The 9,283-nt window shown below is 40.6% G+C and carries 9 protein-coding genes and 2 pseudogenes; 9 read left to right on the plus strand and 2 right to left on the minus strand.

The genetic code is table 11. The features are described 5' to 3' along the window. The first annotated feature begins 1 nt into the window (after position 1). The 6 genes and pseudogenes from HT723_RS03625 (at position 2) to pepF (ending at position 5,136) form a co-directional block, all read left to right on the plus strand. Positions 2-544, plus strand: coding sequence for a hypothetical protein (locus HT723_RS03625; RefSeq protein WP_000891117.1), 543 nt, complete (start codon positions 2-4; stop codon positions 542-544). A gap of 49 nt (positions 545-593) precedes the next feature. After that, complete coding sequence (locus HT723_RS03630; protein ID WP_000421871.1) at positions 594-1,028, plus strand: NUDIX hydrolase; 435 nt, start codon at positions 594-596, stop codon at positions 1,026-1,028. Then, on the plus strand, positions 1,025-1,498 hold the full coding sequence (locus HT723_RS03635) for a GNAT family N-acetyltransferase (protein ID WP_119943619.1): 474 nt from the start codon (positions 1,025-1,027) through the stop codon (positions 1,496-1,498). Before HT723_RS03630 ends, HT723_RS03635 begins: the two co-directional genes overlap by 4 nt. A gap of 135 nt (positions 1,499-1,633) precedes the next feature. Beyond that, positions 1,634-2,584: a 50S ribosomal protein L11 methyltransferase gene (prmA, locus tag HT723_RS03640; protein WP_172934666.1), complete on the plus strand. Its 951-nt coding sequence runs from the start codon at positions 1,634-1,636 to the stop codon at positions 2,582-2,584. A gap of 1 nt (position 2,585) precedes the next feature. Further along, positions 2,586-3,329, plus strand: coding sequence for a 16S rRNA (uracil(1498)-N(3))-methyltransferase (locus tag HT723_RS03645; protein ID WP_172934667.1), 744 nt, complete (start codon positions 2,586-2,588; stop codon positions 3,327-3,329). A gap of 10 nt (positions 3,330-3,339) precedes the next feature. Next, a pseudogene (gene pepF / locus HT723_RS03650) lies at positions 3,340-5,136 on the plus strand (oligoendopeptidase F). A 59-nt stretch (positions 5,137-5,195) separates the two neighbouring features. On the opposite strand, the gene HT723_RS03655 reads toward pepF, so the two are convergent. Next, entirely contained in the window at positions 5,196-5,873 is a 678-nt protein-coding gene (locus HT723_RS03655; protein WP_166731364.1) for a metalloregulator ArsR/SmtB family transcription factor, read from the minus strand. Between the two features lie 268 nt (positions 5,874-6,141). On the opposite strand from HT723_RS03655, the gene HT723_RS03660 reads away from it, so the two are divergent. From HT723_RS03660 to HT723_RS03670, 3 genes are read left to right on the plus strand one after another with little or no spacing between them, the layout of a single operon-like run. Then, positions 6,142-7,254, plus strand: a complete 1,113-nt coding sequence (locus HT723_RS03660; protein ID WP_016399294.1) for a ThiF family adenylyltransferase — start codon at positions 6,142-6,144, stop codon at positions 7,252-7,254. Continuing rightward, positions 7,224-7,994, plus strand: coding sequence for an ABC transporter ATP-binding protein (locus HT723_RS03665; RefSeq protein ID WP_000966495.1), 771 nt, complete (start codon positions 7,224-7,226; stop codon positions 7,992-7,994). The genes HT723_RS03660 and HT723_RS03665 overlap by 31 nt, the downstream gene beginning before the upstream one ends. Continuing rightward, positions 7,987-8,751 (plus strand): ABC transporter permease, encoded by a 765-nt coding sequence (locus tag HT723_RS03670; RefSeq protein WP_000475591.1) that lies wholly within the window; start codon positions 7,987-7,989, stop codon positions 8,749-8,751. Before HT723_RS03665 ends, HT723_RS03670 begins: the two co-directional genes overlap by 8 nt. A gap of 264 nt (positions 8,752-9,015) precedes the next feature. Here HT723_RS03670 and HT723_RS03675 read toward each other — a convergent pair. Further along, a pseudogene (locus tag HT723_RS03675) lies at positions 9,016-9,283 on the minus strand (hypothetical protein); the annotation flags it as partial.

The raw sequence follows: 9,283 nt of genomic DNA on the forward strand, positions 1-9,283 counted from the left end.
TATGCTAGAAAAAGTCAAACAGTTTTTCAGGAGCAGGTCAGCTAAAACTGAGCCGTCAGTTGATATTCTTCCCCGCAATCGCTTTGCGGATCTAGATTTCGAGAGAGTATTGAAGTCAGGAGCTCGTCGCCTTGTTAATGAGGAAGGACGCTATGCTGAGGATGGGAAAATCACAGAACTTGAATTTCCTGAAGATTTTGCGGAATTTGAATTTCTAGTTGGTTTTAAGACGGAGGAAGAAGAGCAGTTTCAGCAACTATTAGCTCGTTTAAATAGTATTGACAATGCTATTCAGTCCTATTTGGAAAGTGAGATGCAACAACCCATCCCTCAGTATGCCAAGGATCTCGGCTATACTCAGAAGAGGTGGGAGAAAACCTTTTACTTCCATCCTTGGATATTAAGTGGTGAGGAAAACCCGCCTAATCTTCGCTATGTTGCAGATTATGTAAATGATGAGTTTACGGTTTATTTTGCTAAAAAACATGGCAGATGGCAAGCATACTGGGATGCAGAGTGCCAAAAAGTAATCGAAGAAAGCTAGCTCGTATTTTCCTAGAGAGTAATTGTTATCATAGAAAAGAGTAAATATCATGGAATTATTGAATAGCAGAATGGATTTCCAAGGTTGCAAGATTGCCCTCTTTTGTGGGGATAAGCTACTGACGATTTTGCGTGATGACAAGGACGATATCCCTTGTCCCAACATGTGGGAGTTGCCAGGTGGTGGCCGTGAAGGGGACGAAAGCCCTTTTGAATGCGCTCGGCGTGAAGTTTATGAGGAACTGGGAATTCATTTAGATGAAGACTGTCTGCTTTGGAGCAAGATTTATCCTAGCGTAATTTTTAAAGGCAAGAAATCGGTCTTTATGGTTGGTCAGCTAAGACAAGAACAATTTGACAATATCATCTTCGGAGATGAAGGACAGGGCTATAAATTGATGCCTATTGAGGAATTTCTCAATTCTAAACAGGCAGTGCCTCAGTTGCAGGGAAGATTGAGAGATTATTTGGAGGAAAGTTTATGATAACACTTGTTCGAGTGGGAGCAGAGGATTTAGAAACTATTATTGCAATTCAGAGAGCCAGCTTTAAGGCTGTTTATGAAAAATACCATGATGAATATGACCCTTATCTCGAGGACTGCGAACGAATTAAGTGGAAATTAGTCGAGCGTCCCAATAGCTATTACTACTTTGTAAAAGAAGATGAAGAAAACATCGGATTTTTACGAGTTCAGACCAATGCCGAGTTAACGAAAGCTTGGTTGGGAACGGCAGCGATTTTGCCTCAGTATCAAGGAAAAGGGTATGGATCTAAAGGTTTAAGCTTACTGGAAAAAGAATTTCCAACCATCACACAATGGGATTTGTGTACGGTGTTACAGGATGCAGGCATGGTTGCTTTTTACGAGAAAAATGGCTATCGTCAAATCCGCATTGAGGCTGAAAAAGAAGACATGGATATGGTCTACATGAAAAAATTGATAGAGAAATAGAAAGGATGGTTCAGTTACATTTCTAAACTGAACCCGCCCTAAACACTGTGCCAAAAAGATAAACTTCTCTTAGACACAAGCGTCTTCAGAGAATTTCCTATTTTGGTTTTGTGTTTTACGGGCTTGGTATTAATAATGGAAACATGGCAAGAGTTAAAAGTTACAGTCAAGCGTGAGGGAGAGGAGTTAGTTTCTAATCTCTTGATTGAGCTGGGAGCGCAAGGCGTTGCGATTGAAGACAGCATGGACTATGTGGGAAATGTTGACCGCTTCGGCGAGATTTTCCCAGAGGTCGAGCAGCAAGAAGAAATTGTGGTGACCGCCTACTATCCTGATACAGTTGATGTGGCAGTGGTTGAGGCAGATTTGCAGGTTCGTCTCGCGGAACTAACTGATTTTATGGATTTGGGTGAGGTCAAGATGGGGACGACTGCCTTGGCTGAGGAAGACTGGGCAGACAACTGGAAGAAATACTATGAACCAGCTCGTATTACTCATGATTTGACCATCGTGCCGTCTTGGACAGACTATGAGGCGACTGCGGGAGAAAAGATTATCAAGCTGGATCCTGGTATGGCTTTTGGGACTGGAACGCATCCAACCACTAAGATGAGCCTCTTTGCCTTGGAGCAGGTTCTTCGTGGTGGCGAAACGGTGCTAGATGTGGGTACTGGATCAGGCATCCTCTCTATTGCTAGCTCGCTACTTGGTGCTAAGGAAATTTTCGCCTATGACCTAGATGATGTGGCAGTTCGTGTTGCTCAGGAAAATATTGAACTCAACCCTGGTATGGAAAACATCCATGTAGCGGCTGGAGATTTGCTTAAAGGCGTGGAGATTGAAGCAGATGTGATTGTAGCTAATATCTTGGCGGATATCCTCGTTCATCTGACGGATGATGCTTATCGCTTGGTCAAGGATGAAGGCTACCTCATCATGAGTGGAATTATTAAGGACAAGTGGGACATGGTGCGCGAGTCGGCTGAGTCAGCTGGATTTTTCCTCGAAACTCACATGGTTCAAGGGGAATGGAATGCCTGTGTCTTCAAGAAAACCAAGGATATTTCCGGTGTGATTGGAGGCTAGTATGCAACAGTATTTTGTCAAGGGGAGTGCAGCCTCTCCTGTCACCATCGAGGACAAGGAAACCAGCAAGCATATGTTTCAGGTTATGCGCTTGAAAGAAGATGATGAGGTTACTTTGGTCTTTGAGGATGGCATCAAGCGCTTGGCGCGCGTGCTGGATGTGGAAGCCCGTCAGTTTGAGTTGATCCAAGAATTAAATGACAATGTGGAACTACCAGTCCAAGTGACCATCGCATCTGGATTTCCCAAGGGAGACAAGCTGGAGTTCATCGCTCAAAAAGTAACCGAACTGGGTGCTAGCCAAATCTGGGCCTTTCCTGCAGACTGGTCAGTTGCCAAGTGGGATGGCAAGAAATTGGGTAAAAAAGTTGAAAAACTAGAAAAAATTGCCCTTGGAGCAGCCGAGCAAAGCAAGCGTAATATTGTACCAAGTATTAAACTTTTCGAGAAAAAAGCAGATTTTCTAGCTCAGCTGGACCAGTTTGACTCTATCATAGTAGCCTATGAAGAATCAGCTAAAGAAGGAGAAGCCGCTGCGCTTCTGCAAGCAGTCACTGGTCTTGAAACAGGAGCCAAACTGCTCTTTATCTTTGGTCCAGAAGGCGGTCTGTCACCTGCAGAAATCGAAAGTTTTGAAGCTAAGGGAGCCGTTTTGGTAGGCCTAGGTCCTCGTATTTTGCGAGCAGAAACAGCACCGCTTTACGCCTTATCAGCCCTTAGTGTTTTAGTAGAATTAGAGAAATAAGAGGAAGAAAATGGAACAAAAACACCGTTCAGAATTTCCAGAGAAGGAACTCTAGGACTTAACAGCCCTATACCAAGACCGTGAGGATTTCTTGCGTGCAATCGAGAAAGCTCGCGAAGACATCAACCAGTTTAGCCGTGATTACAAGGGCAATCTTCACACTTTTGAGAATTTCGAGAAGGCCTTTGCGGAATTGGAACAGATCTACATTCAGATGAGCCATATTGGCAACTATGCTTTTATGCCTCAGACGACGGACTATAGCAATGACGAATTTGCCAATATTGCCCAAGCTGGGATGGAATTTGAAACAGATGCCAGCGTAGCCTTGACCTTCTTTGACGATGCCTTGGTGGTAGCAGACGAGGAAGTCTTGGACCGTTTGGGTGAATTGCCACATTTAACAGCTGCCATTCGTCAGGCTAAAATCAAAAAAGCCCACTACTTAGGGGCAGATGTGGAGAAGGCCTTGACCAATCTCGGTGAAGTTTTCTACAGTCCGCAGGACATTTATACTAAGATGCGAGCTGGGGATTTTGAAATGGCTGACTTTGAAGCCCATGGCAAGACCTACAAAAACAGCTTTGTGACCTATGAGAATTTCTACCAAAACCATGAGGATGCTGAGGTTCGTGAGAAATCCTTCCGTTCCTTCTCAGAGGGACTTCGTAAGCACCAAAATACGGCTGCAGCAGCCTATCTGGCTCAGGTCAAGTCTGAAAAACTCTTGGCTGATATGAAGGGATACGACTCTGTCTTTGACTATCTTCTAGCTGAACAAGAAGTGGACCGTGTCATGTTTGACCGCCAGATTGACCTCATCATGAAGGACTTTGCACCAGTCGCTCAGAGATACCTCAAGCATGTTGCCAAGGTAAATGGTCTTGAAAAGATGACCTTTGCAGACTGGAAATTGGACTTGGACAGCGCCCTGAATCCTGAAGTGACTATTGACGATGCCTATGATTTGGTCATGAAGTCGGTAGAACCTTTGGGGCAAGAATATTGTCAGGAAGTTGCTCGTTACCAAGAAGAGCGCTGGGTGGACTTTGCTGCTAACAGTGGCAAGGATTCCGGTGGTTATGCGGCGGACCCATATCGCGTACACCCTTATGTCCTCATGAGCTGGACAGGCCGTTTGAGCGATGTCTATACCTTGATTCATGAAATCGGGCATTCTGGTCAATTCATCTTTTCAGACAATCATCAAAGCTATTTCAACGCCCACATGTCGACCTATTATGTTGAAGCACCGTCGACCTTCAATGAATTGCTACTCAGTGATTACTTAGAGAACCAGTCTAATGACCCACGTCAAAAACGCTTCGCTCTGGCTCATCGCTTGACAGACACCTACTTCCATAATTTCATCACCCACCTCTTGGAAGCCGCCTTCCAGCGTAAGGTGTATACATTGATTGAAGAAGGGGAGACCTTTGGAGCAAGCAAGCTCAACAGCATTATGAAGGAAGTTTTGACGGATTTCTGGGGAGATGCTATTGAAATTGACGATGATGCAGCTTTGACTTGGATGCGCCAAGCTCACTACTATATGGGCTTGTATAGTTACACTTACTCTGCTGGTCTTGTCATCTCGACAGCTGGTTACCTTCATCTAAAACATTCTGAAACTGGAGCTGAAGACTGGCTCAATCTCCTTAAATCAGGTGGTAGCAAGACACCACTTGAGTCAGCCATGATTATCGGTGCTGATATTTCAACAGACAAACCACTCCGTGATACCATCCAATTCTTGTCTGACACAGTTGACCAGATTATCGCCTACAGTGCTGAGTTGGGGGAGTAAGGGGATAGAGAGGTTGTTATAGAATGGGTATGGACAGTTATTTGCTTAAAAGTCCATGTTTAAATCCCCCATTCCCTTTCGAGGAATTCTTTTCCCTTCTCTGTAATGGTAAGTGAACGTGGCGTTTGTGCAGGGATGACCAATTGTTTTTCACTGAAAAATTCTAAAAGAGCATTGCCGAGAGCTCCGCCGACATGATTTTTACGTTCGCTCCAATCCAAACATTTAGGGCAAAATTTCCGTTTTTTCTTTTTCAATTCATCCGTATCAATGTGTAATTTTCTTTGGAAATAAGACTTCCCAGCTTCAGTGAGTTGGAAGTCTTTTTCTGATTCGCTGAGGAGATTTTCTTGCAAGAGATAATTGGTAATGGAAATGCCAAGCTCACCAGCAATATGGTCATAGCAGGTGCGAGCGACCTTTAATTCCTTTTTGTGAATGTGTTGTTTATAACTTTTGACATCACGCTGAGGAGAGTAGAAGCTGAGAAATTCCAGCATTTCTGCAATGGCAGCACTTTTTAAAGAATAATAATGAAAACGTCCATAGGTTTGTAGAGTGGTTACCTGTGCTTCGGTAAGTAATTTGAGGTGATAGCTGACAGTATGTTGCTTGATTTTGGTAAAGCTGGCAATTTCGTTAACCGTGTGAGCTTTTCCATCCATTAGAATATCTAAAATGTGCATCCGAGAAGGGTCTGATAAGAGTTTTGTGATGATGAAAATATCTGGTTCCATAAAAATTTTCTCCAAATTTCATATATCGATGATTTTCTATCTTTTATTATACTATAATTAAAGCACAAGATAAATAGATTTTTAAAATGTTTTACTAGAGAATATTTTAAATTTTATTGTCTGAGTTTAAATGGAGGTAAAATTACAAAAGTAATTGCAGCAGTATCCACAGTTGAAGGACGTTAATCTTAAGATTACATTCTCAACATTTTTTTCAAAAGTGAATGGATTTTTCCATTCCTTTTGTCTATTTTAGGAGGAAATAGAATTGAATTTACCTAAAATTAAAGATATTCATAGTGTCCTATTTTTAAAGGATAAAATTAGATTAGGTATAGGAAAAGATTATGGTATTGAGATTGAGAATCTGGATGAGAAGTATACTCAGCTCATTAAGCTTCTCGATGGACAATACACAATCAATGAAATTTGTAGCTTAGTTGATAGCTTGTCCCCTAATGAGGTAGAAGAAAGTATTTCTTTACTAGATACACTAGGGTATTTGGAGGATAATTTTGTTACTACAACTGAATTAACTTCAGAAGAATTGGATAGATATTCCGTAAATCTTAACTTTTTTAATACTTTAGATACATTATCTTTAACAAAGTATGATTATCAGTTAAAATTAAAAAAGACGCGTATTTTGCTCTTAGGTATTGGTGGTATAGGAAGTAATATCTGTCTAGCATTGGCTGAATTAGGTATAGGGCATATTACAGCAGTTGATTTTGATACGGTCGAAGCTAGTAATCTCAATAGACAAATTTTGTATTCGACATCTGATATTGGAAAAAGAAAAGTAGAGGCTGCAAAAGAGTCGCTTAGAAAGTTTAATCCTTTAATTGAATTTGAGGTACTTGATAAAGAGATAGGTTCAAAAGAGGATGTTGATGAGTTAATAAAAACTTCAAAATGTGATATCGTAGTAAATGTTGCAGATTATCCAACAGGCTATATTGATTTTTGGGTCAATGAAGCTTGTGTTCAATACAATAAATTATGTCTGTCTGCTGTGGTGGGTAAGAAAAATGGGAAAGTATATTCAATTATTCCGTATAAAGCAGCGTGCTATTACTGTCAGTTTTTAGAGGATTTGGAAAAAATTCCTGAGTATGCTGAGGAGTTGGAGACTGTTCGTACGATGACAAATTCATTGGAACTAGAGATGTTCAGAACTCCGAATGGTGCTTTAGGTCCTGCTTGTCTATTTCAAGGGTATTTTATTTCGTTTGAAATTTTAAGATATATTTTTTGGGGATACGAAGCATTGCTAACATTTAATAAAAGATTCTCAATTGACTTTATAACATTCGAACAACATTTTGATGAATTAACAAAGTATCCAACATGCTCTATTTGTGGGGGAAAGAAAGAGTGAAGAAGTTAAGTGTTAAAAATCTAAAAAAGCAATATGGTTCTTATGAAGCTGTCAAGGGAATTAGCTTTGAATTGGGAGAAGGAGAGTGTTTGGGTATCTTGGGAATCAACGGTGCTGGCAAAACATCCACTTTAAAGATGATTTACTCACTGACCTCAATTTCCTCAGGAGAGATTGATATCTTGGGGCAAAATATTGAAACCAATCGTCGTAAGAGTAAATCTTGTCTGGGTATTGTAGGGCAGGAGGATATGCTGGACATGACCTTGAATGTTTATGATAATCTTTTTGCTCACGGTCTATGTTATGGTATCTCATCTGTCGAACTTAGGAAGAGAATCGATTCTCTCTTGGATTTTGTTCAACTGAGCAAACATGCGCAAAAGATGGTGAATCAGCTGTCGGGTGGGATGCGACGACGTCTTGTCTTGGCAAGAGCTCTCATCAATCGGCCTGATATTATCATTTTAGATGAACCGACAGTTGGTTTAGACATTCAATCCCGCAATATTATTTGGGATAAACTTTTGGAGTTGAAGGAATTAGGTGTTTCTATCATTATTACTTCCCACTATATGAATGAGATTGAATATTTGACAGATAGGGTGCTGATGCTCCACCAAGGGACTATCAAAGAAGAAGGAACTGTAGAAGACTTGCTCATCAAGTATGATGCTGACAACCTTGAGACGCTTTTTTTGGGGTTGACTGGGACAGAGAAGGAGGACTTGCATGTTTAAGTTATCATTTCAGTCCATCGGACACGTTGTGGTACGCAACTACATGAGTTTTAGAAATTTATTTAAAATTTCAATTGTCCCCAACCTTATCGACCCCCTCTTTTATCTTTTAGCAATGGGATTTGGAGTTGGTGCCTATTTGACGCATGTTAACGGTATGCTCTACCGTGATTTTGTCATTACAGGTTTAATTGCTGCGACTGCCATGTCTGCGGCCACCGCAGAAACAACGGTCAATGCCTTTATCCAGTATAAGATTGAAAAGACTTATGATGCTATGTTGATGACGCCAATCAATACGAGTGATATTGTGGTGGGTCAGGCTATCTGGGCAGGTATTCGTGCAGTGATTTTCGGTGGGATTTTTTGGCTGATTTCCATGCTTATCACAGCGCATTTTCATGTCTTGATGTTATTGATTCCTCTGATTTTATTTATAGTGGGTTATTTGTTTGGTGTTTTAGGACTAATCTTTACCTACTTGGCACCGTCTAGGGAATTTCTGAATTACTACAATGTTTTGGTAATCCGTCCTCTTTATATGTTTTCAGATACCTTCTTTCCCATTACTTCCTTGCCCCCAATACTTGGTGATTTGACTTGGTTTTCTCCCTTGTATCACGCTACCTGCATGATTCGTATTATATGGGGAGGTGAGGTGACAGGTTTGTATCTTCATCTTATCTGGTTGATAGCCTTGGCGCTCTTGATAACGGTGCTTCCTATGTATATGTTACATCGTAGATATTATAGATAGTCTAATTATTTGTGATGTTGTAGTCATATTCTAATTTATACTAAACGTTATTCGAATTTGGACAGGTATGGGAACTGTGCCTATCAATATTGTAATTTATGGAAGTTGAAATAGTACGGTTCAGTTTTTAAAATATTGTTAGAAATTATAGTGAAATGAAATAAGAACAGGATAAATCGATCAGGACAGTCAAATCGATTTCTAAGAATGTTTTAGAAGTAGAGGTGTACTATTCTAGTTTCAATCTACTATGTTTTAAATTCCCTAATCAATTTGTATAGTCTTTATTTCATTGCCAAATTTCAAGTTCTCCATCAAGAAGTCTTCTCTGGGGGACTTGTAGTTCAAGTGTTTTTTAGGATAGTTATTAATCCAATTTTCGATGAATGCGACTTCTTTGGGAGTCGTTTTCTTAGTTCCTTTAGGTAACCATCTCCGAATGAGCCTATTGTGATTCTCATTAGTTCCCCTTTCCCAAGAGACATAGGGGGGTGCATAATAGATATGCTCCTTAGCACTGCTTTGAGGTTGT

This window comes from Streptococcus sp. 2106, from assembly GCF_013277315.1.
GTDB classification, from domain to species: domain Bacteria; phylum Bacillota; class Bacilli; order Lactobacillales; family Streptococcaceae; genus Streptococcus; species Streptococcus pseudopneumoniae.